24 protein-coding genes and 1 tRNA gene are annotated in these 25,004 nt (G+C 65.1%); 8 read left to right on the forward strand and 17 right to left on the reverse strand.

The window, feature by feature from the left end; genetic code table 11:
• Positions 1-304 precede the first annotated feature (304 nt).
• The 3 genes from msrQ to EV656_RS00015 form a co-directional block, all read right to left on the reverse strand.
• Positions 305-913: a protein-methionine-sulfoxide reductase heme-binding subunit MsrQ gene (gene msrQ, locus EV656_RS00005; RefSeq protein ID WP_132598193.1), complete on the reverse strand. Its 609-nt coding sequence runs from the start codon at positions 911-913 to the stop codon at positions 305-307.
• A complete protein-coding gene (gene msrP / locus EV656_RS00010) occupies positions 913-1,815 on the reverse strand; it encodes a protein-methionine-sulfoxide reductase catalytic subunit MsrP (protein WP_132598195.1) in 903 nt (300 codons plus the stop codon). The genes msrQ and msrP overlap by 1 nt, the downstream gene beginning before the upstream one ends.
• Positions 1,816-1,917: 102 nt before the next feature.
• Positions 1,918-3,471, reverse strand: a complete 1,554-nt coding sequence (locus EV656_RS00015) for an FMN-binding glutamate synthase family protein (protein ID WP_132598197.1) — start codon at positions 3,469-3,471, stop codon at positions 1,918-1,920.
• A gap of 125 nt (positions 3,472-3,596) precedes the next feature.
• Between EV656_RS00015 and EV656_RS00020 the strand changes: the two genes are divergently transcribed.
• From EV656_RS00020 to EV656_RS00030, 3 genes are all read left to right on the forward strand, one after another.
• Positions 3,597-4,043 (forward strand): DUF302 domain-containing protein, encoded by a 447-nt coding sequence (locus tag EV656_RS00020; RefSeq protein ID WP_132598199.1) that lies wholly within the window; start codon positions 3,597-3,599, stop codon positions 4,041-4,043.
• A 190-nt stretch (positions 4,044-4,233) separates the two neighbouring features.
• The gene (locus tag EV656_RS00025; protein ID WP_132598201.1) at positions 4,234-4,716 is read left to right on the forward strand and encodes a fasciclin domain-containing protein; all 483 of its coding nucleotides are present in this window, start codon (positions 4,234-4,236) and stop codon (positions 4,714-4,716) included.
• A 62-nt stretch (positions 4,717-4,778) separates the two neighbouring features.
• Complete coding sequence (locus EV656_RS00030; protein ID WP_132598203.1) at positions 4,779-5,270, forward strand: fasciclin domain-containing protein; 492 nt, start codon at positions 4,779-4,781, stop codon at positions 5,268-5,270.
• 71 nt (positions 5,271-5,341) lie between these two features.
• On the opposite strand, the gene clpB is transcribed toward EV656_RS00030, so the two are convergent.
• Together clpB and EV656_RS00040 are read right to left on the reverse strand one after the other, a co-directional pair.
• The gene (gene clpB, locus EV656_RS00035) at positions 5,342-7,957 is read right to left on the reverse strand and encodes an ATP-dependent chaperone ClpB (protein ID WP_132598205.1); all 2,616 of its coding nucleotides are present in this window, start codon (positions 7,955-7,957) and stop codon (positions 5,342-5,344) included.
• A 121-nt stretch (positions 7,958-8,078) separates the two neighbouring features.
• Positions 8,079-8,801 (reverse strand): hypothetical protein, encoded by a 723-nt coding sequence (locus tag EV656_RS00040; protein ID WP_132598207.1) that lies wholly within the window; start codon positions 8,799-8,801, stop codon positions 8,079-8,081.
• Positions 8,802-8,912: 111 nt separating this feature from the next.
• Here EV656_RS00040 and pyrF point away from each other — a divergent pair, with 111 nt between their 5' ends.
• Positions 8,913-9,608, forward strand: coding sequence for an orotidine-5'-phosphate decarboxylase (pyrF, locus tag EV656_RS00045; protein WP_132598209.1), 696 nt, complete (start codon positions 8,913-8,915; stop codon positions 9,606-9,608).
• A 115-nt stretch (positions 9,609-9,723) separates the two neighbouring features.
• Here the strand turns inward: pyrF and EV656_RS00050 are convergent, their stop codons facing one another.
• The 3 genes from EV656_RS00050 to EV656_RS00060 are packed head-to-tail and all read right to left on the reverse strand — an operon-like array spanning position 9,724 to position 11,301.
• Positions 9,724-10,152 (reverse strand): NUDIX hydrolase, encoded by a 429-nt coding sequence (locus tag EV656_RS00050; protein ID WP_132598211.1) that lies wholly within the window; start codon positions 10,150-10,152, stop codon positions 9,724-9,726.
• Positions 10,142-10,408 (reverse strand): NfeD family protein, encoded by a 267-nt coding sequence (locus tag EV656_RS00055; RefSeq protein ID WP_132598213.1) that lies wholly within the window; start codon positions 10,406-10,408, stop codon positions 10,142-10,144. Before EV656_RS00055 ends, EV656_RS00050 begins: the two co-directional genes overlap by 11 nt.
• Positions 10,408-11,301: an SPFH domain-containing protein gene (locus tag EV656_RS00060; RefSeq protein WP_132598215.1), complete on the reverse strand. Its 894-nt coding sequence runs from the start codon at positions 11,299-11,301 to the stop codon at positions 10,408-10,410. Before EV656_RS00060 ends, EV656_RS00055 begins: the two co-directional genes overlap by 1 nt.
• 118 nt (positions 11,302-11,419) lie before the next feature.
• Between EV656_RS00060 and EV656_RS00065 the strand changes: the two genes are divergently transcribed.
• Positions 11,420-12,673: a DNA polymerase IV gene (locus EV656_RS00065; protein WP_132598217.1), complete on the forward strand. Its 1,254-nt coding sequence runs from the start codon at positions 11,420-11,422 to the stop codon at positions 12,671-12,673.
• Between the two features lies 1 nt (position 12,674).
• Here the strand turns inward: EV656_RS00065 and EV656_RS00070 are convergent, their stop codons facing one another.
• A complete protein-coding gene (locus EV656_RS00070; protein WP_132598219.1) occupies positions 12,675-13,544 on the reverse strand; it encodes an N-formylglutamate amidohydrolase in 870 nt (289 codons plus the stop codon).
• 148 nt (positions 13,545-13,692) lie between these two features.
• On the opposite strand from EV656_RS00070, the gene EV656_RS00075 reads away from it, so the two are divergent.
• From EV656_RS00075 to EV656_RS00085, 3 genes are all read left to right on the forward strand, one after another.
• Positions 13,693-13,767 (forward strand) — tRNA-Val (locus tag EV656_RS00075).
• Between the two features lie 77 nt (positions 13,768-13,844).
• The gene (ykgO, locus tag EV656_RS00080; RefSeq protein WP_010141322.1) at positions 13,845-13,970 is read left to right on the forward strand and encodes a type B 50S ribosomal protein L36; all 126 of its coding nucleotides are present in this window, start codon (positions 13,845-13,847) and stop codon (positions 13,968-13,970) included.
• A gap of 176 nt (positions 13,971-14,146) precedes the next feature.
• Positions 14,147-15,886, forward strand: coding sequence for a PHA/PHB synthase family protein (locus tag EV656_RS00085; RefSeq protein ID WP_132598223.1), 1,740 nt, complete (start codon positions 14,147-14,149; stop codon positions 15,884-15,886).
• Between the two features lie 85 nt (positions 15,887-15,971).
• Here EV656_RS00085 and EV656_RS00090 read toward each other — a convergent pair whose 3' ends face one another.
• From EV656_RS00090 to EV656_RS00125, 8 genes are all read right to left on the reverse strand, one after another.
• Positions 15,972-17,195: a phenylacetate--CoA ligase family protein gene (locus EV656_RS00090; protein WP_132598225.1), complete on the reverse strand. Its 1,224-nt coding sequence runs from the start codon at positions 17,193-17,195 to the stop codon at positions 15,972-15,974.
• Between the two features lie 142 nt (positions 17,196-17,337).
• Complete coding sequence (locus EV656_RS00095) at positions 17,338-18,159, reverse strand: ABC transporter ATP-binding protein (RefSeq protein WP_132598227.1); 822 nt, start codon at positions 18,157-18,159, stop codon at positions 17,338-17,340.
• 61 nt (positions 18,160-18,220) lie between these two features.
• Positions 18,221-19,501 carry an ABC transporter substrate-binding protein gene (locus EV656_RS00100; RefSeq protein ID WP_132598229.1) on the reverse strand — a complete coding sequence of 427 codons (1,281 nt, stop codon included), beginning with the start codon at positions 19,499-19,501 and terminating at the stop codon, positions 18,221-18,223.
• Between the two features lie 68 nt (positions 19,502-19,569).
• Entirely contained in the window at positions 19,570-20,646 is a 1,077-nt protein-coding gene (locus EV656_RS00105) for a branched-chain amino acid ABC transporter permease (RefSeq protein WP_132598231.1), read from the reverse strand.
• Positions 20,647-20,889 (reverse strand): hypothetical protein, encoded by a 243-nt coding sequence (locus tag EV656_RS00110; RefSeq protein WP_132598233.1) that lies wholly within the window; start codon positions 20,887-20,889, stop codon positions 20,647-20,649.
• A gap of 2 nt (positions 20,890-20,891) precedes the next feature.
• Entirely contained in the window at positions 20,892-21,908 is a 1,017-nt protein-coding gene (locus EV656_RS00115) for a branched-chain amino acid ABC transporter permease (RefSeq protein WP_132598235.1), read from the reverse strand.
• Entirely contained in the window at positions 21,901-22,722 is an 822-nt protein-coding gene (locus tag EV656_RS00120) for an ABC transporter ATP-binding protein (protein WP_132598237.1), read from the reverse strand. The genes EV656_RS00115 and EV656_RS00120 overlap by 8 nt, the downstream gene beginning before the upstream one ends.
• A complete protein-coding gene (locus EV656_RS00125) occupies positions 22,719-24,881 on the reverse strand; it encodes an AMP-binding protein (protein WP_165918898.1) in 2,163 nt (720 codons plus the stop codon). Before EV656_RS00125 ends, EV656_RS00120 begins: the two co-directional genes overlap by 4 nt.
• Positions 24,882-25,004 lie beyond the last annotated feature (123 nt).

The following is a 25,004-nucleotide window of genomic DNA, read 5'->3' on the forward strand; positions in this document are numbered from 1 at the left end:
TCCGTCCCTCAATGTCCGAACCTTCAAACCTCAGCGGCCCGCCGGTCCGTCCCGCCAGCGCCTCAGCGCCGCCGGTGAAGGGGTGTTTACGGATACCGATCAGGACGCGCAAGAGCTTTTTTCAAGAAATATGACATTCGCCCAGATTTTTACCTAAATAACTGTTTTAGCGTCATTTTCTTCAAGGGCGCCGATCCCGCGCCCCACTCGCCGCTCGACGCTCCAACCGCCTCGGAACTGTTCAGCCGGGTCGCCTGGTGGTTACCCACAGGCTTATCCCCAAGATCTGGGGATAAGCCCGGAATCAAGCGACGACTCGGCGCCGATTCAGGCGAATCCGGGCGGCAAGCAGGGCAAGAACGCCGATCAGGTACAGCAGCGGCTCTAGCTGCCAGCCTTTGACCAGCATCACGAAATGCACCGCGCCCAGGGGCACGGCGACATAGACCAGCCGGTGCAGCCGTCGCCAGCGCACAGGCCCCATCCGCCGGATCGCACGGTTGGTCGAGGTCAGCGCCAGCGGCACCAGCAGCAGGAACCCCGCCATGCCCACGGTGATATAGGGCCGCTTGACGATATCGGCCGCCACCCGCTGCACCGATTGCAGGTCCAGTACCAGCCAGACTAGCAGATGCAGCAGGATGTAGAAAAACGCGATCAGGCCCAGCGCCCGGCGGAATCGGATCAGGTTGATGCCGGTCAGGCGCCGCAGCGGCGTCACCGCCAGGCCAGCGATCAGGAATTGCAGCCCGGTCAGGCCCAGCCGGTGTTCCAGTTCGGAAATCGGCTCTACCCCCAGCCCGCCGGTAAAGCCCAACCAGAAGAACCAGACCGCCGGTGCCATCCCCAGCAGGTAGACCGGCCAGGTCGGCACCCGCCGCAATCCGCCATTCACGCGACCGGCAAGATCCATCAGAAGAACTTCGCCAGGTCCATCCCGGCATACAGGTCGGCCACCTGATCGCCGTACCCGTTGAACATCAGCGTCGGCTGACGGGGCGAAAAGATGCCGCCGCCGATCCGTCGTTCGCTGGCCTGGCTCCAGCGGGGGTGGTCCACATTCGGGTTCACGTTGGCGTAGAACCCGTATTCGTTCGGCGCCGCCTTGTTCCAGCTGGTGGCCGGTTCGCGGTCGGTCAGGGTGATGCGCACGATCGACTTGATCGACTTGAACCCGTATTTCCACGGCACCACCAGCCGCAAGGGCGCGCCGTTCTGGTTCGGCAGCGGCTTGTCATACAGCCCCGTCGCCATGATCGTCAGCGGGTGCATCGCCTCGTCCAGGCGCAGCCCCTCGACATAGGGCCAATCCAGAATGCGCGCGCGCTGGCCCGGCATTTCCTCGGGACGGTAGAGGGTTTCAAAGCCCACGTATTTCGCCCCCGGCTGCACACCGACGCGGGTCAGCAGGTCGGCCAGCTCGAACCCCTGCCACGGCACGACCATCGACCAGGCCTCGACGCAGCGTAGGCGGTAGATGCGTTCCTCGATGCTGACGCCCTTCAGGATGTCGGCCAGGTCATAGGTGCCGGGGCGATCCACCATCCCGTCGATTTCCACCGCCCAGGGGTCGATGGTCATCTGCCCGGCATTATGCCAGGGATCCTCTTTCCGGGTGCCGAATTCGTAGAAATTGCAGTACCGCGTGATCTCTTCCCAGGTGTTGGGTTCCATGTCGTCAGCCGCCCGCGCAGGGCCGGCGGCCCCGGCCAGGGCCAGCGCCCCCGCGCCGGCCATCAACTGACGGCGGTTCAGGTAGACATGTTCCGGGGTCACGTCGGACCAGTTCAGATCGTTGCGCCAGCGGCCAGCCATCGTCGCATCCCTTTCCTGCTACGCATGACTTTCTTGTAGAGCGTCCGGCGCGCGGGCCCAAACCACGTCCTGTCACGTTCCTGTTTGTCCGTGGCGCTAAGCTTACACCTCGCCCAGCCGTTGCAGCGCCGTTTCGAAATGCTTGTGCCCCCGCGCCCTGGCCAGGCCCTCGGCGCCCAGGTGGACCGAGGGGTGCAATTCGTTCATCTGGACAGAGGTGCCATCGTCCTGCACGACACGCACATGGCGGCGGCGCATCTGGCGCGGTTCGGCCACGCCGACGGAATGGGCGATGGTTTCGACCTCGTTTATGACGGACCGCGCATAGGCTGCCACGCGCTTGTCCTTGTCCTCGACCACCAGCCCCTTTTGCAGATGCGGGTCATGGGTGGTGATGCCGGTCGGGCAGGTGTTGCGGTTGCATTTCAGCGCCTGAATGCAGCCCAGGCTGAACATGAAGCCGCGCGCCGAGGTCACGAAATCCGCGCCCAGGCAGATCGCCCAGGCGACATCGCCGGGCGCCACCAGCTTGCCGCTGGCGATGATGCGGATGCGATCGTGCAGCCCGGCCAGATCGCGCAGGTCAACCATGCGGATCAGCGCCTCGCGCAGGGGCAGGCCGACAAGATCGATCAGCGGCATGGGGGCGGCCCCAGTGCCGCCCTCGCCCCCGTCCACGGTGATGAAATCGGGGGCGCTGTCCGGGCCGCGCGCCTTGATCGCCTTGAACAGGTCGAACCACGGCCCGGCAGAGCCGATGCAGCTTTTGATGCCCACGGGTTTTCCGGTGACCTCGCGGATGCGGGCGATCAGGTCCAGCAGGTCGTCGAAATCGTCCACCTCACGGTGGCGGTTGGGCGAGATCGCATCGCGCCCCATCGGCACGCCCCGGATCTGCGCCACCTCTTGGTCGATCTTGGCCGCGGGCAGGATGCCGCCCTTGCCGGGCTTGGCGCCCTGGCTCAGCTTGATCTCGAACATCTTGACCTCGGGGTGGGCGGCGACCTGGCGCAGCTTGTCGTCATCCAGGTTGCCAGCCGCGTCGCGCACCCCGAATTTCGCCGTGCCGATCTGAAAGACGATGTCGCAGCCACCCTCCAGGTGATAGGGCGACAACCCGCCCTCGCCGGTATTCAGCCAGATGCCCGCCCGTTTCGCCCCCCGCGCCAGTGCCTGAACCGCAGGTTTGGAAATCGCGCCATAAGACATCCCCGAGATGTTGAAGATCGACGGCGCGGCATAGGGTTCCCGGCATCCCGGCCCGATCACCAGCGGTTCGGTGCTGGCATATTGATCGTCCAGCGGCGGGAACACCGCATTCATGAAGATCGGCGTGCCGGGAATGTTCAGGTTACGGGTCGACCCAAAGGCCACCGTATTGCCCCGTCCCGCACTGGCCCGGCCCACCCAATCCCGCTGGGCGCGGTTAAAGGGCATCTCTTCGCGGTCCATGGCAAAGAAATACTGGCGAAAGAACTCGCCCAATTCCGTGAACAACCCGCGAAACCGCCCGATCACCGGGTAATTGCGCCGGATGGCATCCCCGGTCTGGTGGCGGTCGATAAAGAACAGCACCAGCGCCAGCAGCAACAGCACCCCCAGGAAAAGGGCGAACATCCCCGCCAACACTTGCAATGCGTAATAGGCCCAGCCCATGCTCCCCCCATGCGCGTCTGCGACAGCTTGACCTCGATCAAGGAGACCGGGGCCCCTGCCGATAGAGTGCGCGGACTGGGACCGCGACACAACCCGTCGCGACAGGGAGTTAAGGGAGGAGTTTCATGAAAAGGCTTTTCGCAGCCGCCGCGCTGGCGCTGAGTGCGGGCATGGCCCAGGCCGACGACGGCACCGTGACCTACACCGTCGACCAGGCCTTTGACGACGTGGTGTTCGGTCTGGAAAACGCCGTGCTGGGCCAGGGTCTGGTGATCGACAGCGTCAGCCATACCGGCGACATGCTGGAACGGACCAAGGCCGATGTCGGGTCTGATGTCACGATCTTTCTCAAGGCGGATATCTTCAGCTTCTGCTCGGCCTCGCTGTCGCGCAAGGTGATGGAGGCCGACCCGATGAACGTGCAGTTCTGCCCCTACGACATCTTCGTGCTGCAATTCCCCGACAGCCCGGACCAGACCACCATCGGCTATCGCCAGTATCCCGACGGCCCGATGAAAGAGGTCGAAGCGCTGCTTGATGAGATCGCGCGCGAAGCGGTCGGGATGGACTGATCCCTCACGCCCGGTCAAACGCGGGCGAGAAAACGTGAAATGACAGCGCGCCGCGCCCGGGCTTAGGGCGCGGCGCGTTCACATCCAATCCCTTGAAGCAATCGTGAGCGACATCCGTTCCGCGATGTGCGGCGTAGATCACGGTAACCCGCAAGGACGGGTTTGTCTGGATACACAAGGGAGTTTTCACATGTTCCGCAGAACCTTCATCGCCCTGGGCGCCGCTGCCATGATCTCTGGCCCCGCGCTGGCCGACGGCCACATGGGCAAGGACATCGTCGATACCGCCGTGGGCGCGGGCAACTTTACCACGCTGGTTGCCGCCGTGCAGGCCGCCGGTCTGGTGGATACGCTGAAGGGCGATGGCCCCTTCACAGTCTTTGCGCCCACCGATGACGCCTTCGCCGCCCTGCCCGAGGGCACCGTCGCCTCTCTGCTGGAGCCGGAAAACAAGGACCAGCTGATCGCGGTGCTGACCTACCATGTTGTGCCGGGCAAGGTGATGTCGGGCGATCTGAGCGACGGCATGATGGCCGCCACCGTGCAAGGCGGCGAGGTCACCATCGGCACCATGGGCGGCGTGACCGTTGACGGCGCCAATGTCGTGGCCGCCGATATCGAGGCCTCGAACGGCGTGATCCACGTCATCGACTCGGTCATCCTGCCGAACTGACCGGGCGCGCGGCCCCGGCAGGGGCCGCCACACCGGCCTTCCCAGCAGTACAGGAGCTTTCCATGAACCGTCGCGAATTCTTTGCCGCCGGGGCCGGGCTTGCCGCCACGGCCCTTGCCACCCCGGCCCTGGCCCGCAGATCGGCCAGCATCGTCGATCTGGCCGTCGCCACGCCCGAACTGTCCACCCTGGTCGCCGCCGTACAGGCCGGCGGTCTGGTGGACACGCTGAACGGCGACGGCCCTTTCACCGTCTTCGCCCCCACCAACGCGGCCTTTGCCGCCCTGCCCGCCGGCACGCTGGACAGCCTGCTGCAACCGGCCAACAAGGGCAAACTGGTGGATATCCTGACCTACCATGTCGCCGGGGCCTATTACCCCGCGCGCAGCATCATCGGCCAGCGTGGGCGCATTCCCACCGTGCAGGGCAAGTTCCTGCATGCCAACGGCCAGGGCAACGGCGTGGTCCTGAACCGCAAGATCAGTGTCACCACCGCCGATATCATGGCCTCCAACGGCGTGGTGCATATCATCGACGGCGTCCTGCTGCCCTAAGCAGCGATACCCCCACAACGACAAAGGCCCCGCCTGTGGTGGGGCCTTTTCCATGTTTCAACCGCAACCGGTCAGTGCACCACGGCATCACCCGGCGCCGGGCGGTCGGACCCACCCACGCGGTCGCCCACGATCAGGCCATCCGCCCCGGCATGCACCGGCACGGTCTGCCCATCGCGGATTTCACCGCCCAGGATCATTTCCGCCAGCCGGTCCTGCAGGCTGCGCTGGATCACCCGTTTCAGCGGCCGCGCGCCATAAACCGGGTCATACCCGGCATCGGCCAGCCACTTGCGGGCGCTTTCGTCCAGCTCCAGCGTGATGTTGCGACCCGCCAGGCGTTTTTCCAGCCGCGAAAGCTGGATTTCGACGATGCCGGTCATGTCGGCCCGCGTCAGCCGGTCGAAGACCACCATTTCGTCCAGACGGTTCAGGAACTCGGGCCGGAAATGGGCGCGCACCGCATCCATCACATCCCGCTTGGCGGCGCTGGCGTCCCCATCCTCGGGCAACTGGCTGAGTGCCTGCGACCCAAGGTTCGAGGTCAGCACGATCAGCGTCTGCTTGAAATCGACCGTGCGGCCCTGCCCATCGGTCAGCACCCCGTCATCCAGCACCTGCAACAGCACGTTGAACACCTCGGGATGCGCCTTTTCGACCTCGTCGAACAGCACCACCTGATAGGGGCGCCGGCGCACGGCCTCGGTCAGAACGCCCCCCTCGTCATAACCGACATAGCCCGGCGGCGCGCCGATCAGGCGGGCGACCGAATGCTTCTCCATGAATTCGGACATGTCGATGCGGACCATCGCCTGGTCGTCGTCGAACAGATACTCGGCCACGGCCTTGGTCAGTTCGGTCTTGCCGACGCCGGTGGGGCCCAGGAACAGGAAACTGCCAAGCGGCCGGTTTTCGTCGTTCAGGCCCGCGCGCGCCCGGCGCACGGCATTGGCCACGGCGGTCACGGCGGCCTTTTGGCCGATCACGCGCTTGCCCAATTCCTCTTCCATGCGCAGCAGTTTCTCGCGCTCGCCCTCCAGCATCTTGGAGGTCGGGATACCCGTCCAGCGCTCGACCACCTGGGCGATCTGTTCGGGGCGCACAGCCTCTTCGACCATGACGTCGTCGTCCTGCGCCTCGGCCTCGGCCAATTGCTTTTCAAGCTGCGGGATCACGCCGTAGGACAGTTCGCCAGCCTTGGCCAGATCGCCCTCGCGTTTCGCGTGGTCCAGTTCCGCGCGGGCGCGGTCCAGCTTCTCTTTCAGATCGCGCGCGCCTTCCAGCTTGTCGCGCTCTGCCTGCCACTTGGCGGTCATAGAGGCCGATTTCTGCTGCAGGTCGGCCAGCTCCTGTTCCAGCTTGGCCAACCGGTCCTTGGACGCGGCGTCGTCCTCTTTGCGCAGCGCCTCGGCCTCAATCTGCTTTTGCAGGATGTCGCGGTCCAGCGCGTCCAGTTCCTCGGGCTTGCTGTCCACCTCCATCCGCAAGCGGCTGGCGGCCTCGTCCACCAGGTCGATGGCCTTGTCCGGCAGGAAGCGGTCGGTGATGTAGCGGTGGCTCAGCGTCGCGGCCGAAACCAGCGCCGCGTCGGAAATCCGTACGCCGTGGTGCAGCTCGTACTTTTCCTTGATGCCGCGCAGGATGCTGACAGTGTCCTCCACCGTGGGTTCCTCGACCATCAAGGGCTGGAACCGGCGGGCAAGGGCCGCGTCCTTTTCGACGTGTTTGCGGTATTCGTCCAGCGTGGTGGCGCCGATGCAGTGCAACTCACCCCGGGCCAGCGCGGGCTTGATCAGGTTGGCGGCATCCATCGCGCCCTCGGATTTACCGGCCCCCACAAGGGTATGCATCTCGTCGATGAACAGAATGATTTCGCCGGCGGCGGCGGTGATTTCCGACAGGATCGCCTTCAGCCGTTCCTCGAACTCGCCACGGTATTTCGCGCCGGCGATCAGCGCGCCCATGTCCAGCGCCATCAGGCGCTTGTTCTTCAGGCTTTCGGGCACGTCGCCATTGACGATGCGCAGGGCCAAGCCCTCGGCGATTGCCGTCTTGCCCACGCCCGGTTCCCCGATCAGCACCGGGTTATTCTTGGTCCGGCGCGACAGCACCTGCATGGCGCGGCGGATTTCCTCGTCCCGGCCGATGATCGGGTCGATCTTGCCCTCTTCGGCCATCTCGGTCAGGTCGCGCGCGTATTTCTTCAGCGCGTCATAGCCTTGCTCGGCCGACGCGGTGTCGGCGGTGCGCCCCTTGCGGATGTCGTTGATCGCGGCGTTCAGGTTCTGGGCGGTCACGGCACCGGCATCCAGTGCGTCCTTGGCCCTGGATTTCACCATGGCCAGCGCCATCAGGATACGTTCGACGGGCACATAGGAATCGCCCGCCTTGGTGGCGATCTTCTCGGCCTCGTCCAGCACGCGCCCGGTGGTCTGGTCCAGATAGGTCTGGCCCGCGTCGCCCGACACCTTGGGCATCTTGGCCAGGGCGGCATCGACGGCATCAACCACGCGCTCGGGCGCGCCGCCCGCGCGGCGGATCAGGTTGGAGGCCATCCCCTCCTCGTCGTCCATCAACGCTTTCAGCAGGTGTTCGGGGGCCAGCCGCTGGTGACTTTCCCGCATCGCGATGGTCTGGGCAGCTTGCAGAAAGCCGCGCGACCGCTCCGTGAACTTTTCAAGGTTCATCGGTCTCTCCTTTTGCTAAGCGCCCGGAATGTCAGGTGCCTGCCAGGCAGCGCACCCTCTTGTCGGGCCTTTGCATAGGAAATGTGCATTCGCGCCCCGCTTTCAAGACGGCGGCGGCTGGCTAGTAAAGGTCGGTCACGTAGGACAACAGCGGCCGGCGCATCGGCGCGGGCGGGCCGTAACGGGCCAGCAGGGCCATTTCATCGGGGCGCAGCCTGCGTTGCAGGAACCGCCAGGCCCGGTCGCGGTGCCAATCGGTCAGCGCGCGCTGGTGATAGCGGAAATCGGTTGGGTTCTCGCGCGTCTTGGACCCGCCGCCCACCGCCTGGCGGACATCGTATTGCGCGCGGCTGCGGGCGCCCAACTCGTCCCATTCGGCGCGGACCCGGTCCAGGCTGGGCGCGGTGCGGCCCGGCGCGGGGGCGATGTCCAGAAACTGCATCAACTCCAGCATCGCGACGGGCTGGGCGACCAGATCGTCGTAATAGAACACCCGCTTTTGCGGCGACACGGCGTCCGAGTAAAAACGGATGTTGCTGACATAACAGCGAAAGCGCAGCAGGCTTTTCTTGGACATGCGCACATAGGTTTCCAGCGGATCGCGCAGCACCAGCGCCACCCGGTCATTCGCCGTGCCCGCCGGATCGATATAGCGCCACAAACCGACCTCGCGCTTGCGCGTCCAGTTCAGTGCATCGTGCGACCGCAGGAACGCCACGGACGGATCGTCCTGGCGGTCGATCAGGCTGGTCTTGCCGGGGGTTCGCACGCCATAGAAATGTTCCACGCAAAAACGCAGCCAGTTCATCCCGCTGCGCGGCGCCGAAACGACATAGGATACCATCGCCTTCCCCCTTGCGGGCCGGTCCCGCGCCCCCTGTAAAACCCAAGGCCCGCGGCTTGTCCACACGGGGGCTTGGGGCTACACCGCAGGAAACCAGCCCGGAGATGCCCGATGACCGATGCCCGCGACCGCCTGATCGTTGCCCTGGACGTGCCCGACGCCCATAGCGGGCTGATGCTGGCCAACCGCATCGGCGAGGCGGTGAATTTCTACAAGATCGGCCTGGGGATGCTGACCGGGGGCGGGCTGGCCCTGGCGCAGGAACTGAAGGACCAGCACGGCAAGCGCATCTTCCTGGACATGAAGCTGTTCGATATCGGCGCCACGGTCGAGGCCGCGGTGCGCGGCCTGGCCCGGTTCGATCTGGATTTCCTGACGGTGCATGGCGACCCCCATGTCGTGCGCGCCGCGGCAGAGGGCAAGGGCGGGTCGGACATGAAGATCCTGGCCGTCACGATCCTGACCTCGCTGGACCGGGCCGACCTGGATGCCAGCCTGATCAGGCCCGGCGATATCCCCGACCTGGTCGCCGAACGCGCCGCCCGCGCGCTGGAGGCCGGGGCCGACGGCGTGATCGCCAGCCCGCAAGAGGCCGCGATGATCCGCGCCCTGCCGCAGGCGGCGGGCAAGCTGATCGTCACCCCCGGCGTGCGCCCCGCGGGCGCGGCCCTGGGCGACCAGAAACGGGTGGCGACACCTGCACAGGCGATTGCCGACGGCGCCGATCACATCGTGGTGGGCCGCCCCATCTGGCAGGCCGACGACCCGAAAGCGGCGGCCCAGGCGGTGCTGGCAGACCTGCCCTGAGCGGCAGCAACGCCGGGTTGCCCCCCACACCACAGACCAGACAACAGCGTCCCCCGGCCTGCACCGCCCCCGTAGGGTGGGTGAAACCCACCGCCCGGCGGGCCACGCGCAAGGGTCAGACCCCTGCGCCAACCTCTGCCAGATAATCGCGCAGGCGGTCCTGCAGGGGCGGGATCGTCTTGGGATGGGACAGGTAATCCGCAACCCGCATCACCGCCCAGCCCTGCCCCTCGTCACCGAAAACGATCTGCTCGACCTCTTGTGCCGCGATCCGCGCCGCAAAGAACCACATCGCCCGGCCCTGCTGATTGTGGAACACCCGCCGCCAGGTCAGCCGCTCCTCGGCCAGCGACAACCCCAGTTCCTCGTGCGTTTCGCGCAGGGCGCAGGCCGCCGGGGATTCGTCGCCCTCACGCTCGCCCCCGGGGAAATCCCAATAGCCGGGCCAGGGGATGTGCGGCACGTCATCGCGCAGCAGGCTGATCAGGCTGTCGCCGGTCAGCAGCAACAGCTTCGCACCGTGAAAGGCAGGTTCAGTCCTCATTGATGTCGCGATCCCAGATCTTGACCTGCCCCTTGCGCACCCCCAGCACCGCGCGCAATGCCAGCCAGACCACCAGCGCGATCGCCCCCGCGATCAGCAGCAGCCACGGCAACGACAGCGACAGCCCCATCCAGATCGCGGCCCCCACCATGAACGCCCCCGCGGCAAATCCGACGAAGACATAGCCCGGCGCCAGCAACTCCAGAATCGCCAGCGCCACGCCCGCGGCCATCCAGACCCACCAGATCGACGCCATCAACCCCGCCCCTTCAGCATGCTGAAGGCATCGGCAAAGGCATCCAGCGCATGGGCGGGCACGATGACGGTCTGCTTGCCGTCGCCCTGGCCGACGGCGGTCAGCGCCTCCACCTGTTTCAGGGCCACCTGGTATTGCGCGGCCTCCAGCCCGTTATCGGCAATGGCCTGGGCGACAACGGCGGTGGCATAGGCCTCTGCCTCGGCGGCGATGCGGCGGGCCTTGGCCTGCTGTTCGGCGGCATACAGTTCGGCATCGGCGTTCAGTTCGACCGCGCGTTTCTGGCCCTCGGCCTCGGTCACGGCGGCGCGGCGGGCGCGTTCGGCGTTCAACTGCTGCAGCATCGCCTCGCGCGTGGCGGCATCCAGGTTCACATCCAGGATTTCCGCGCGGGTCACCTCGATCCCCCAGTTGTCCACGGCATCCTCGACGCTGGCCTTGATCGTGGAAATCAGTTCCGAGCGGTTGGACTGCACCTGATCCAGTTCCATCTTGCCGATCTCTGCCCGGACGATGCCGGCCACGGTGGTCGCGATGGCCGCGTCCACGTCGCGGATGCGGTAGACTGTCTTTTCCGGTTCCAGGATGCGGTAGAACACGCTGGTTTCCACCTGCACCAGCACGTTATCGGCGGTGATCGCGTCCTGGCTGGCATTGGGCAGTTGCCGTTCAAGAATCGATACCTTGTGCGCCACCCGGTCCAGGAAAGGCACGATCAGGTTGATGCCCGGCCCCAGAACCGCGCGCAGCCGGCCGAAACGTTCGACCACATGCTTTTCGGACTGCGGCACGATCCGCACGCCCAGGGCCACCGACACGATGACGAAAACCGCGATCAACAGCACGACGAGGTTGCCGCCAATAACCTGCCCGACAAGATCTGTCGAATTCATTGCGAATGCTCCGTAGAATGGCGCGGCGTGTGATGCCTTGCGACAGGCACCGCGCGCAACACCGGGTTCAATCCAAGCCAGACTATGCCGACTTTGTGTCAAACCGTCGATCCTGCCAATGCCCGCACTGTGCCGTGACTGCCTGACCACCTTTGCCGACGGGGCGCGCTGTCCCGCCTGCGGGCGGCCGCGTATCGTGTCGCACCCCGAGTTGTTCGACCTGTCCATCGCGCACATGGATTGCGACGCCTTCTATGCGGCGGTGGAAAAGCGCGACAACCCGGACCTGCGCGACAAGCCCGTGATCGTGGGCGGCGGGCGGCGCGGGGTGGTGTCCACGGCCTGTTACCTTGCGCGCATCCGCGGCGTGCGCTCGGCCATGCCGATGTTCAAGGCGCTGGAGCTTTGCCCCGAGGCGGTCGTGGTCAAACCCCGCGGCGCGGCCTATGCCGAGGCCAGCCGCGCCATCCGCGACATGATGACCGAGGTGACCCCCGCCATCGAACCCCTGTCCCTGGACGAGGCGTTCCTGGACCTGTCCGGCACCGCCCGGCTGCACGGCGCGCCGCCCGCGGTGCTGATGGCCCGGCTGGTCAAGCGGATGGAGGACGAACTGGGCCTGTCGGGGTCCATCGGTCTGTCGCATAACAAGTTCCTGGCCAAGATCGCCTCGGACCTGGACAAGCCGCGCGGCTTTGCGGTGATCGGGCGGGCCGAAACGCTGGATTTCCTGGCCGACCAGCCCGTGCGCCTGATCTGGGGCGTCGGCGCGGCGGGACAGGCCGCGCTGGACCGGGCGGGCGTGCACAGCTTTGCCGATCTGCGCCGGTGGGACAAAACGGATCTGCAGGCCCGGTTCGGATCGATGGGCACGCGGCTGTGGCATCTGGCCCGCGGTCAGGACGACCGGCGGGTATCGCCCAACGCGCCAGTGAAAAGCATCTCGAACGAAACCACCTTCCCCACGGATCTTTCCGACCCCGATCTGCTGGACGGGCATCTGTGGCGCATGGCCGAGAAGGTCGCCGACCGCGCCAAGGCCAAGGGGCGCGCAGGCCGCGTCGTGGTGCTGAAGCTGAAGCGCGCCGATCACCGGCTGCTGACCCGCCGCCATGCGCTGTCCGATCCCACCCAGATCGCCGACCGCATCTATCGCACCGCCCGCGCGCTGATGGACCAGGCGCAGGATCAGGCGCCGTTCCGGTTGCTGGGCGTTGGGCTGTCGGACATCGTTGCAGCCGAGGGCGCCGACAGGTCCGGCGATCTGCTGGACCCGCAGGCGGCCACGCGGGCCGGGGCGGAACGGGCCAGCGACCGTATCCGCGCGCGATTCGGCCCCGACGCGATCCTGAAGGGGCGATCGTTGCGCTAGGCTATTCGGCGGCCAGCGGCATGGCCGCCCCGCCCGCCCGCCCGATCCGGGCGATATCGGCCACCACACCGCCCATCAGCCGCCGGAAATCGGCAAAACCGGCATTGGGACGGATTGCCGCCTCATCCATGTAAAGCGAGCGGTCGATTTCCACCTGCACCGCGTGACACCCCTGCAGCGGCCGCCCGTATCGCTGGGCGATATAGGCCCCCGCAAAGGGCGTGTTGCGCCCGACGCGAAAACCAGCCGCGCGAAAGGCATCCTCGACCTGGGCCACCACCTCGGCGCTGGCCGAGGCACCGAAACGGTCGCCCAACACCACGTCGGGACGGGGCCGGCCGGCGGCGGTCGCGGTTTCGATCGCATCGCGGGGCATCGAATGGCAGTCGATCAGGATGGCCTGGCCAAACTGCGCCTGCGCTTGTGCCAGCAGCGTTCGCAACTGGTCGTGATAGGGGTGCCAGATCCGATCCAGACGGGCCTTGGCCTCGGAAAGGGGGATCTTGCCCCGATAGATCGCGCGCCCGTTCGCAACGACCCGGGGAATCACCCCCAGCCCCGAGCTGATCCGCGGGTTCTGACCACTGACCCGCGCGCCCTCGATCACGGCGGGGTCCAGCTCGGCGGCATCGCGGTTCAGGTCCACATAGGCCCGGGGCGCGGTCGCGGCCAGCAAGGGCGCGCCGACCTCTGGCGCCTTGGAAAACAGCTGATCGACAAAGGCATCCTCGGACGAGCGGATCACGTGTTCGTCCAACACCGACTGCGTCAGAAAGGCCCAAGGATAATCGCACCCCGAATGAGGCGAGGAAAACACGACCGACGTGTCCACCTGCCGCGGCATGTGCAGGCGATAGGCGCTCTGGCTCATGGGCGCTCCTTTCGTCAAAGGTTATAGCGGCAATCGCGCACACACCAAAAGCCCTTGAACCCCGCTCCGACTCCTTTTATAGGCATGCGAACCGACGCGGTCCTGCCCGCGTCCGTTTTGTTTAACGGACCGGCGGAACGTGTCGATAGGGCGGTTAGCTCAGCGGTAGAGCACTACGTTGACATCGTAGGGGTCACTGGTTCGATCCCAGTACCGCCCACCATCGAATTCCTGCCCCCACAGGGGGCAGCGGTTGCAACCCCAAGGCGCATGGACGCGCCGCGACAAGAGGAGAAGGCCATGAAGGTCCGTAACTCGCTCCGCTCGCTGAAGCAGCGTCACCGCGACTGCCGCGTTGTGCGCCGTAAGGGCCGGGTCTACGTCATCAACAAGACCCAGCGCCGCTTCAAGGCCCGCCAGGGCTGAGCGCAGACGCTCTGACAGTTTGAAAACGCCCCGGCCGCAACGCCGGGGCGATTTTCGTTTCGCCCCCCTGATCCGGGTCTTTTTCGCATTTGCAGCATTTTCGTTTGCGTCTACGGGGGCGCGCCGTAACGATGGGCGGGAACGACACCGCCTGCCCCGACGACGGAGAGCGCTGAATGACGACCCCCAACGGCCACAAGACCGGACCGCACCCCTATACCACCCTCGACCGCACCGGCCGCGCCATGATGGCGCGCAGCACCGGGGGCGCCTCGCCCCATGCGGCCGCCGCGGCCTGGACCGACTGGGCGCTGCACCTGGCGCGCGCGCCGGGCCGGCAACTGGAACTGGCCGAGCATGCGATGCGGTCCTGGGCAAAGCTGGCCGCCTATGCCGCCGGCGGCGCGTCCAAGAATGCCCCCTTCGTACCCCGCCCCGAGGATCACCGCTTCAACCACATCGGCTGGGCGATGCCGCCGTTCAGCCTGTGGCAGCAAAGCTTTCTGGCCGTGCAGGACTGGTGGGACCGCGCGACAGAGGCGCCGCGCGGCACCAGCGCGCATAACGCGGAACGGGTGAATTTCATGGCCCGGCAGGCGCTGGACGTGCTGTCGCCCTCCAACAGCGTGCTGACCAACCCCGAGATCCTGCAAGCCACGATGAAACAGGGCGGCCGCAACCTGGCCGAGGGCATGAAGAACGCCGTCGCGGACATGGTCGCGCGCGCCACCGATACCCCGGTTGAGGTCAAGAGCGAATTCAAGGTCGGCAAGACCCTGGCCTGCACCCCGGGCAAGGTGGTCTACCGCAACGATCTGTTCGAACTGATCCAGTACAGCCCGCAGACCGACACCGTGCACCCCGAGCCGGTGCTGGTCGTCCCGGCCTGGATCATGAAATACTACATCCTGGATCTGCGCCCGGAAAACTCGTTGATCAACTATCTGGTCGGGCAGGGGTTCACCGTTTTCGCGATGTCCTGGGTCAACCCGACAGAGGCGCATCGCGACGTTGCGCTGGACGATTACCGCCGCCAGGGGGTGATGGCCGCGCTGGACGCGGTGACGACCATCGTCCCGGATCAAAAGGTGCATGGCTGCGGCTATTGCCTGGGCGGCACGATCCTGTCCATCGCCGCGGCCACCATGGCGCGCGAGGGCGACGAGCGTCTGGCCTCGATCACGCTCTTGGCCGCGCAGACCGATTTCACCGAGGCCGGTGAAATCATGCTGTTCCTGGACGAAAGTCAAGTCGCCTTCCTGGAGGACATGATGTGGGATCGCGGCTACCTAGAACAGGACCAGATGGCCGGGGCCTTTCGCGCGCTCCGCTCCGAGGATCTGATCTGGTCGCGCGCGGTGCGCCGCTACATGCTGGGCGAGCAAGAGCAGGATTTCGACATCACCGTCTGGAACGCGGACGCCACGCGCATGCCCGCGCGGATGCATTCGGAATACCTGCGCGGCCTGTTCATGGAAAACCGGCTAAGCTCGGGCCGCTTTGCCGTGGACGGCCAGGTGATCGCGCTGAAGGATATCGCCGCGCCGATGTTCGTGCTGGGCACGGAAAAGGACCACATCGCGCCGTGGCATTCGGTCTACAAGGTGACGCTGTTCACCGATACCGAACTGACCTTTGTGCTGACCAAGGGCGGGCATAACGGCGGGATCGTTTCGGAACCGGGGCACCGCGGGCGGCACTACCGCATCGGCCACCGGGAACCCGGCGCCAGCTACATGGACCCCGATAGCTGGTTTAACCGGCACGAGCGTAAGGGCGGGTCGTGGTGGCCGGAATGGGCCGCCTGGCTGGCGGGCAAGAGCGGCGCCAAGGCCAAACCGCCCGCGATGGGCGCCCCCAAGGCCGGCCTGCCCCCGCTGGACCCCGCGCCGGGCAGCTACGTCTTTCAGAAATAGGGCGTAGCGCACGCATCCGGCGCCGGGGCCGCTGCCCCCGGACCCCCGGGATGTTTTCCTCCAAACCAAGAGGGGCGCGGCGCGCTTAGTCGTAGCTGCGCTGATCGTCGATGACCTTGCCGTCATTGGGCAGGCTGCCGGGCGGCACCAAATCGACCTGCCCCCTGAGTTTCAGCACCTCGACGATGCTGGCGGCAAAGGGCGCCGGGTCGGTGGCCCCGGTCTCGATCTGGACGGTCATGGTGTCCATCTCGCCGTCGCGCCCGGCAATCACGCGGGCGCGCAGGGCCTCGGGGTGGCGGGCGAGCAGATCGGCCACCTGCTCGGGGCGGACGAACATGCCCTTGATCTTGGTCGTCTGGTCGGCGCGGCCCATCCAGCCCTTGATCCGCATGTTGGTGCGCCCGCAGGGCGAGGTGCCCGGCAGCACCGCGGACAGGTCGCCGGTGGCAAAACGGACCAGCGGATAATCGGTGTTCAGGCTGGTGACCACGACCTCGCCGACCTCGCCCTCTGGCACAGGCGTGCCGGTGCCGGGGCGGACGATTTCGACGATCACACCCTCGTCCACGATCATGCCGTCCATCGCGGGGGATTCGTAGGCGATGTTGCCCAGGTCGGCGGTGGCGTAGCATTGCAGGCAGGCGATCCCGCGATCGGCATATTCCTGGCGCAGCGAGGGGAACAGCGCACCGCCCGACACCGCCGCGCGGGTGATCCGCGACAGGTCCAGGCCCAGCGCGTCAGCCTTGTCCAGAATGATCTTGAGGTAGTCAGGCGTTCCCGCATAGGCGGTGACGCCGATGTCATGGGCGGCGCGGGCCTGCAATTCGGTCTGGCCGGTACCGGCGGGCAGCACCGCAGCCCCCACCGCCCGCGCGCCGTTTTCAAAGATCATGCCGGCGGGGGTCAGATGGTAGCCAAAGCAGTTCTGCACGATATCGCCCGCACCGATCCCGCAGGCATGCAGGAATCGGCCCATGCGCCACCAGTCCGCGCTGACCCGGCCGGGTTCGTAGATCGGGCCAGGCGACTGAAAGACGTGATCGAAGCCCGCGGCGGGCCGCGTGGTGAACCCGCCAAAGGGCGCATCGGCCGCCTGCGCCCCGGTCAGTTCCGATTTACGCAGCACCGGCAGGGCGGCCAGCGTCGCACGGTCAGTAATCTGCGCGGGGTCCACATCGGCCAGGCTGTCGGCATAGCCAGGCAGTCCCTTGGCCGTCGCGATCAGCGCAGGCAGGCACTGGGCCAGCGAGCCCCCCCGTTCATCGGCAGAGCGGGTTTCCAGGTCGTCGAAATAGCTGCTCATGGGTTCGGTTCCTTTGCCACCCGGGTCGTCCTTGCCAGCATGGCCTGCCGCTCAGGTCTGTGCCACAGGGTTCAATTCCTGCCGCGTCCAGCCGCGGGTGACCGCGCGTCCGGGCCATCGCGCATCTCTGCTGGTGCCGCATTCATGACAGCCAGCGCTTGCGGCGGCGATAGCTGCGCACGTCGCGGAACGATTTGCGGCCCTCATCGGCCATGCCGAGGTAGAATTCCTTGACGTCCGGGTTTTCGCGCAGGTCGGCGGCGGGGCCGTCCATCACGATACGACCCGATTCCAGGATATAGCCGTAATGGGCATAGCGCAGGGCGACATTGGTGTTCTGCTCTGCCAGCAGAAAGGTCACGCCCTCATTCTCGTTCACGGATTTCACGATCTCGAAGATCTGTTCGACCAGCTGCGGCGCCAGCCCCATGGACGGTTCGTCCAGCAGGATCGTTTCCGGCCGGGACATCAGCGCGCGGCCGATCGCCGTCATTTGCTGTTCGCCGCCCGAGGTATAGCCGGCCTGGGATTTGCGCCGCTCTTTCAGGCGGGGGAAGTAGGTATAGACCATCTCCAGATCTGCCGCGATCGCCCCCTTGTCGGGGCGGGTATAGGCGCCGGTCAGCAGGTTTTCCTCCACCGTCAGGTGTTCGAAACAGTGCCGCCCCTCCATCACCTGGATCACGCCCTTCTTGACCAGGTCCGCGGGATTCAGATCCTGCACCCGCTCTCCCCGGTAGAGGATGGATCCTTTGGTCACCTCGCCGCGTTCGGAATGCAGCAGGTTGGAGATCGCCTTGAGGGTCGTCGTCTTGCCCGCACCGTTGCCCCCCAACAGCGCGGTGATCCCGCCCTTGGGCACGTTCAGCGAGACCCCCTTCAGCACAAGGATCACATGGTTATAGATCACCTCGATATTATTGACTTCCAGCAGGGTGTCTTGGGTGCGTCCAGCGTCCAGCATGCCCGGTCGGCCTTTCTTGTCGGAAGGCCCCGGCGCACAGCGCGCCGGGGCCGGGGTGGGGTCAGTCGCAGCGCAGATCGATGCCGTTCTCGGCGGCAAAGGCCATCGAGTCCTCTTCGACCAGCGGATCGATGATCGCGTCGTCAGGCGAGATATAGTCGGTCAGCGCGACCCACTTGCCCTCGCCCGCGTTCCACTGCTGCAGGATGCCCATGCCGGACCCGCCGTGATCGGCGCAGGTCACGCCGAATTCCGGGCCGATACCGGGGGCGCCCAGGGCCTCCATCTTGGCGGCATCCATCACCAGCGCCTCCATCCCGTCGCGCATCATCGCGGCGGTGATGTCGGGCGTGCCGTGGATTTCCTGCGCGGTCTTGGCCGCCTCGACCGCCAGCATCGCGGCGTACATGCCACGGGTATACAGCACCTTGCCGATGTTCGACCCGTCACCGGCGGCCATCCCCTTGTCCGCGACATAGGTACGGATGTCGTCAAACACCGGCAGATCGGCGATGCGGTTCATGTTCAGCGCCTTGTAGCCGTCAGCAGCCATGCCCGCAGGGGTCACGTCATGTTCGGCGCCCGCCCACCAGTTGCCGATGAAGTTTTCCATCGGGAAACGGATATTGGCGGCCTCTTGAATGGCGACCTGGTTCATCACGCCCCAGCCCCACATGATGACGTAGTCGGGGCGTTCACGGCGGATCTGCAGCCATTGCGATTTCTGTTCCTGGCCGGGGTGGTCCACGGCGATGGTCGTCAGGTCGAAACCGTGCTTGGCCGACAGTCCCTCCAGGGTGCGGATCGGTTCCTTGCCATAGGCAGAGTTGTGATAAAGCAGCGCGATCTTCTTGTCGCCCAGGTCGCCGCCGCTTTCGTCCAGCAGGTACTTGATCGCCACCGAGGCCGCGTTCCAGTAGTTGGCCGGGTAGTTGAACACCCACTCGAACACCTTGCCGTTCGCCGCCGAGGTGCGGCCATAGCCCATCGTGTGCAGCGGGATGCCATCGGCGGACACTTTGGGGATCAGCTGATACGTGATGCCCGTGGACAGCGGCTGATAGATCAGCGCGCCCTCGCCCTTGGTGGCCTCGTAGCATTCCACCCCTTTTTCGGTGTTGTAGCCGGTTTCACACTCGATCACGCGGGCGGGCACGCCGCCGATCCCGCCGTCGCGTTCGTTCACCAGGGTAAAATAGTCCTGGTAACCGTCGGAAAACGGGATGCCGCCCGCCGCATACGGGCCGGTGCGGTAGCTGAGATCGGGGAACACCAGGTCCGCCAGCGCCGGCCCGGCGGCCAGCGCCGCGCCCAACGCGATGGATGCAAGCTTCAGTTTCATTTCAGGGTCTCCTCCCACTGTTTGCGGTCTTGCCGGGTTGTCCCGGTCGTTCGCGCATGCTGCCGCCCCTAGTGCGGGAACGGCCAAAGCCTGAGTTTTTCCTTGCCGATCCGCCAGAGTTGCGCCAGCCCGTGCGGCTCGGCGATCAGGAACACAATGATCAGCGCCCCCACGATCATCAGCTGCAGATGCGCCGTCAGGTCCGTGGGCCAGCCCATCCCCCCGACCAACAGGTTCTTCAGCAGGACGGGCAGCAGCACCATAAAGGCCGCCCCGGCAAAACTGCCGAAGATGGAGCCAAGCCCGCCGATGATGATCATGAACAGCACCAGGAACGATTTCTGGATGCCAAAGGCCTCGCCCACCTCGACCGCGCCCAGATAGACGGCAAAGAACAGCGCACCCGCGATCCCGATATAGAAGGACGAGACCGCAAAGGCCGTCAGCTTCGCCTTCAGCGGGTTCACCCCGATGATCTCGGCCGCGATGTCCATGTCACGGATCGCCATCCACGAGCGCCCGACCGTGCCGCGCGTCAGGTTGCGCGCCATCCAGGCCAGCACCACCACAAAGACCAGGCAGATCAGGTACTGCGCCCAGGCCTCGGTGTTGGGGCCGGTGACGGGGATGCCCGCGACCGTGCGCTCGGGCGCGTTGATCTGACCCGAGGCCGAGTAGTTGTAGAACCACGGCACCTTGTTGAAGAGCCACACAAGGAAGAACTGCGCAGCCAGCGTGGCGACCGCCAGGTAAAACCCCTTGATCCGCAGCGATGGCAGCCCGAACAGCACGCCGACGGCGGCGGTCACGAAACCCGCGCCAAGGATGTGCAGCACGATGTTCACATCCGGAAAGGCGGTCATCAGCTTGTAGCAGGCATAGGCCCCCACCGCCATGAACCCCCCGGTGCCCAGCGACAGCTGCCCGCAATATCCCACCAGGATATTCAGCCCGATCGCCGCGATCGCGTAGATCAGGAATGGCACGAAAATCGCATTGGCCCAGTAATCGTCGATCACGAAGGGAATGACCGCGAAGGCGGCAAACAGGACCGCCAGATAACGATAGCGGTCAAGACGGATCGGAAAGGTCTGATTATCCGCCGCGTAGGATGTCTTGAAATCGCCGGCTTCGCGGTAAAACATTCAGATCTCCCTTGCCAGTCCGGGGGCACGCGGGACGCGCACAGGCGCCCGCCGCAGGTGGGGCCGTTTACCGGACACAAGGCGCACCCAGCAAAGCATGCCCATCAGGAACCCGGCAAAGGCCAGAAGCGCATAGGTCGTCGGCATCCAGGCGGCATCCTGCAACGAGGCGACCGCGAGATAGGCGAAGCTATAGAAAAAGCCCCAGCCGACGACACATGCAATGGCGTACAGTTTCTTCATCCCTAGACCCTTTCGATAATCTTTTCCCCGAACAGGCCCTGCGGCCTGAACACCAGAAAGATTAGGGCCAGCACATAGGCGAACCAGTTTTCGGTCGCGCTCATGGTGAAGCCGAAGGCGTCGCCGAACCACGACGACGATACGGTGAACTCGAACAGCTTTTCGCCGACACCGATGATAAGCCCGCCCACGATGGCGCCGGGGATAGAGGTAAAGCCGCCCAGCATCAGCACCGGCAACGCCTTGAGCGCGATCAGCGACAGGCTGAACTGCACCCCCGATTTCGCACCCCACATGATGCCCGCGACCAGCGCGACAAAGCCCGCGATAGACCAGACCAGCACCCAGATAAAGCGCAGGCTGATCCCCACCGACAGCGCCGCCTGGTGGTCGTCTGCCACCGCGCGCAGGGCGCGGCCCTGCTTGGAGTATTGCGAAAACACCGTCAGGCCGATCACCAGCACCGCGGCAACCAGGGCGGCCACGATATCCAGCTTGTCGATGAAGAACCCGTAGAAGCCGTCCCCGCCCAGCACGGCGGTCTTTTCCTCGATCCAGAAACTGCCACCCTGGGGCAAGCCGACATCCAGGGTCTTGATCTCGGACCCCCACATGATGTCGCCCAGACCCTCCAGGAAATAGGCCAGGCCGATGGTCGCCATGAACAGGATGATGGGTTCCTGATTCACCAGATGTTTCAGGATGAACCGCTCGATCGCGATGGCCAGCAGGATCATCACGCCAACGGTCAACAGGATGGCCAGCAGCGCTGGCAGGTGCCAGCCAAAGTGGTGCAACTCGGTGCCGAACATGGCGTTTATCAGGTGGGCAAAGGGAATTTGCCCCTCTTGCAGGCCGACCAGCGTCAGCGCGGCGAACAGCGCCAGCACGCCCTGGGCATAGTTGAAGATGCCCGACGCCTTGAAGATCAGCACAAAGCCCAAGGCCACCAGCGCGTACAGCACGCCCGCCATCAGGCCGTTAATCATCACCTCTACGGCATACAGAAATTCAGTCATGGCTGACCCCCAGATAGGCGTCGATCACATCCTGGTTGCGGCGCACCTCGTCCGGCGGGCCGTCGCCGATCTTTTTGCCGTAATCCATGACGACCACGCGGTCGGACAGGTCCATGACCACGCCCATGTCGTGTTCGATCAGCACGATGGTGGTGCCGAACTCGTCGTTCACATCAAGGATGAAGCGGGACATGTCCTCTTTCTCCTCGACATTCATGCCGGCCATCGGTTCGTCCAGCAGCAGCAGGCGCGGTTCGGCGGCCAACGCGCGGCCCAGTTCCACCCGCTTTTGCAGGCCATAGGGCAGGCGCCCGACCGGCGTCTTGCGGATGTGCTGGATTTCCAGAAAGTCGATGATCTTCTCCACCGCCTCGCGGTGCTCGGTTTCCTCGCGCTGCGCACGGCCCCACCACAGCGCCTGCGCGGCCAGCGAGGATTTCATCCGCGTGATCCGGCCGGTCATGATGTTGTCCAGCGTGGACATGCCGGAAAACAGCGCGATGTTCTGGAACGTGCGCGCGATGCCCTGGCGGGCCACCTGATAGGGGCGCATCGGCGGGCGCTTGCCCCCCTCGAACCAGACCTCGCCCTCGGTCGGGGTGTAGAACCCCGATATGACGTTCAGCATCGACGACTTGCCCGCGCCGTTCGGGCCGATGATCGCGCGGATTTCGCCCTCGCGGATATCGAAGGAAATATCCTTGATCGCGACCACCCCGCCAAAGCGCAGGGTGATATTGCGCAGCTCCATCACCGCGTCGCCGATGGTGCGGCCATCCTCGGTGACGTAAGGCTCGTAAGACACCATGTTCATGCCGCCACCTGTCCGTTCTGCGCCGGTTTGGCGACCTCGGCATCGCGGATTTCCAGCGTTGCCTTGATTGATCCCTTGCGCCCGTCCTCGTAGGTCACTTCGGTTTCGGTGTAGATGCTGCTGGATCCGTCATAGAGCGCGTCCACCAGATCGGCGAATTTCTCGGCGATGATGTTGCGGCGCACCTTGCGGGTGCGGGTCATCTCGCCGTCATCGGCATCCAGCTCCTTGTGCAGCACCAGGAAGCGGTGGATCTGGCAGCCAGACAGCATCGGATCCTCGGCCACCGATTTGTTGACCTCTTCCACATGGGCCTGGATCGTTTCCAGCACGCGGGGATGCCCGGCCAGTTCCTGATAGGACGCATAGGCGATGTTGTTGCGTTCCGCCCAGTTGCCGACCGCGGTCAGATCGATATTGATGAAGGCGGTGCATTTTTCCCGCCCCGCGCCAAAGACCACGGCCTCCAGGATGTCGGGATAGAATTTCAGCTTGTTTTCAACGTACTTGGGCGCGAACAACCGGCCATCGGCCATCTTGCCCACATCCTTGGCCCGGTCGATGATCCGCAGATGCCCGGTCCCCTCTTCGAAGAAGCCGGCGTCGCCCGTGGCAACCCACCCTTCGGGATCTTTGGTCGATGCCGTGCTTTCGGCATTCTTGTAGTATTCAACAAAGGTACCCGGGCTGCGGTAGAAGACCTCGCCAGACTCGGCGATCTTGAGTTCTACCCCGGGGCTGGGCACGCCCACCGTGTCCGATCGCACCTGCCCGTCGGGCTGCTGGGTGATGAAAACGCTGGCCTCTGTCTGACCGTAAAGCTGTTTCAGGTTGATCCCAAGCGAGCGATAGAATTCGAAGATTTCGGGCCCGATCGCCTCACCCGCCGTATAGGCCACGCGGATACGCGACAGGCCCAGGGTGTTCTTGAGCGGGCCGTAAACCAGCACCTCGCCCGTGCGGTAGTTGAAGTAATCGCGCAGGGGCTGCGGATAGAGGTTCAGCAGCGGCCCGCGCGCCCTGAAATGCTCGCGCGTCTTGACCGGGTGGCGCAGCTTGACAAAGAACAGCCGCACCGCGTTTTCCACGATGGTCTCGATCGCGAACCCGATCCCCATCGCATAGCGATAGGCCCAGCGAACACGGCGCCGCAGGGTGGGTTTCGACTGCTTCTTGCGATAGCGCGGCATCCCGTAGGTTTCGCCGGTATCCTTGGCGAACTCCATGAAATGCTTGAACAAACCATGCTTCAGGTCGCCCGCGTCCTCCATCCGGATCATGACGTTGGTCAGCATGGTCTCAAAGATGCGCGGCGGCGCGAAATAGTAGGTCGGCCCGATCTCGCGCAGGTCGGTCATCATCGTGTCCGGACTTTCGGGGCAGTTCACGCAGAACCCCGCATACATCGCCTGGCCGATGGAAAAGATGAAATCGCCCACCCAGGCCATCGGCAGATAGGCCAGCACCTCTTCGTCCTGGCCAAGGTGGTCGAATTCGCACGAGGCACGCGCGGTTTCGATGATGTTGCGGTTGGACAGAACAACGCCCTTGGGCTTGCCCGTGGTGCCGCTGGTGTACAGCATCACGCAGGTATGGTCCCAGGTCAGCTCGGCGATGCGGCGGTCCAGCTCGGGCTCCAGCCGGGAATGGGCGACGCGGCCCTCATCCTCGATCTCTTTCAGCCAATGCAGATGGGTGTGGTCGTATTTCCGCATGCCCCGCTTGTCGTTGTAAAGGACATGCTCGATGTGGTGGATGCGGTCCTGAACATCGATGACCTTGTCCACTTGTTCCTGGTCGCCGCAGACCACGAAACGCGCGCCGCAATGATCCAGCACATAGGCCATCTCCTCGGCCACGGCGTCCTGGTACAGCGGCACCGGGATCGCGCCGCACATCTGCGCGGCCACCATCGCCCAGTAATGCGCCGGGCGGTTGCGGCCGATGATGGCCACGTATTCGCCCCGCTCCAGCCCCAGGGCAAGAAAGCCCATGGCGATGGCCCGGATCTCGGCCTCGGCCTCGGTCCAGGTCCAGACCTGCCAGATGCCGAATTCCTTTTCGCGATAAGCGGGTTTTGTTCCGTAGTCCCGTGCATTCCGCGCCAACAGCGCAGGCACCGAGCAAAGCTCGTCTATGGACGCGCCACGATCTGCCACGTCTTCTCCTCCCTAGTGCCGAAAATCCCCGTCCGCGTTTATCACATGCGGATCTGGCAGGATGTCCCGGCCCGGCCCGTTTGGCGGGCCTTCTCGTTTTCGCCGGTTGGCCCGGCAGGTTTC

Origin of the sequence: Rhodovulum adriaticum (genome assembly GCF_004345735.1) — a bacterium.
Classification (GTDB): domain Bacteria; phylum Pseudomonadota; class Alphaproteobacteria; order Rhodobacterales; family Rhodobacteraceae; genus Rhodovulum; species Rhodovulum adriaticum.

Bases quoted from the DNA above. Each gene is read 5' to 3' on its own strand.
- EV656_RS00085 (WP_132598223.1), top strand. From the start codon at position 14,147: ATGACGACCCCCAACGGCCACAAGACCGGACCGCACCCCTATACCACC.
- EV656_RS00110 (WP_132598233.1), bottom strand. From the start codon at position 20,889: ATGAAGAAACTGTACGCCATTGCATGTGTCGTCGGCTGGGGCTTTTTC.
- msrP (WP_132598195.1), bottom strand. From the start codon at position 1,815: ATGGCTGGCCGCTGGCGCAACGATCTGAACTGGTCCGACGTGACCCCG.
- EV656_RS00015 (WP_132598197.1), bottom strand. From the start codon at position 3,471: ATGGGCTGGGCCTATTACGCATTGCAAGTGTTGGCGGGGATGTTCGCC.
- ykgO (WP_010141322.1), top strand. From the start codon at position 13,845: ATGAAGGTCCGTAACTCGCTCCGCTCGCTGAAGCAGCGTCACCGCGAC.
- EV656_RS00070 (WP_132598219.1), bottom strand. From the start codon at position 13,544: ATGAGCCAGAGCGCCTATCGCCTGCACATGCCGCGGCAGGTGGACACG.
- clpB (WP_132598205.1), bottom strand. From the start codon at position 7,957: ATGAACCTTGAAAAGTTCACGGAGCGGTCGCGCGGCTTTCTGCAAGCT.
- EV656_RS00065 (WP_132598217.1), top strand. From the start codon at position 11,420: ATGCCCGCACTGTGCCGTGACTGCCTGACCACCTTTGCCGACGGGGCG.
- EV656_RS00120 (WP_132598237.1), bottom strand. From the start codon at position 22,722: ATGAACATGGTGTCTTACGAGCCTTACGTCACCGAGGATGGCCGCACC.
- EV656_RS00100 (WP_132598229.1), bottom strand. From the start codon at position 19,501: ATGAAACTGAAGCTTGCATCCATCGCGTTGGGCGCGGCGCTGGCCGCC.
- EV656_RS00090 (WP_132598225.1), bottom strand. From the start codon at position 17,195: ATGAGCAGCTATTTCGACGACCTGGAAACCCGCTCTGCCGATGAACGG.
- EV656_RS00025 (WP_132598201.1), top strand. From the start codon at position 4,234: ATGTTCCGCAGAACCTTCATCGCCCTGGGCGCCGCTGCCATGATCTCT.
- EV656_RS00030 (WP_132598203.1), top strand. From the start codon at position 4,779: ATGAACCGTCGCGAATTCTTTGCCGCCGGGGCCGGGCTTGCCGCCACG.
- pyrF (WP_132598209.1), top strand. From the start codon at position 8,913: ATGACCGATGCCCGCGACCGCCTGATCGTTGCCCTGGACGTGCCCGAC.
- EV656_RS00040 (WP_132598207.1), bottom strand. From the start codon at position 8,801: ATGGTATCCTATGTCGTTTCGGCGCCGCGCAGCGGGATGAACTGGCTG.
- msrQ (WP_132598193.1), bottom strand. From the start codon at position 913: ATGGATCTTGCCGGTCGCGTGAATGGCGGATTGCGGCGGGTGCCGACC.
- EV656_RS00115 (WP_132598235.1), bottom strand. From the start codon at position 21,908: ATGACTGAATTTCTGTATGCCGTAGAGGTGATGATTAACGGCCTGATG.
- EV656_RS00055 (WP_132598213.1), bottom strand. From the start codon at position 10,408: ATGGCGTCGATCTGGTGGGTCTGGATGGCCGCGGGCGTGGCGCTGGCG.
- EV656_RS00050 (WP_132598211.1), bottom strand. From the start codon at position 10,152: ATGAGGACTGAACCTGCCTTTCACGGTGCGAAGCTGTTGCTGCTGACC.
- EV656_RS00105 (WP_132598231.1), bottom strand. From the start codon at position 20,646: ATGTTTTACCGCGAAGCCGGCGATTTCAAGACATCCTACGCGGCGGAT.
- EV656_RS00020 (WP_132598199.1), top strand. From the start codon at position 3,597: ATGAAAAGGCTTTTCGCAGCCGCCGCGCTGGCGCTGAGTGCGGGCATG.
- EV656_RS00095 (WP_132598227.1), bottom strand. From the start codon at position 18,159: ATGCTGGACGCTGGACGCACCCAAGACACCCTGCTGGAAGTCAATAAT.
- EV656_RS00060 (WP_132598215.1), bottom strand. From the start codon at position 11,301: ATGAATTCGACAGATCTTGTCGGGCAGGTTATTGGCGGCAACCTCGTC.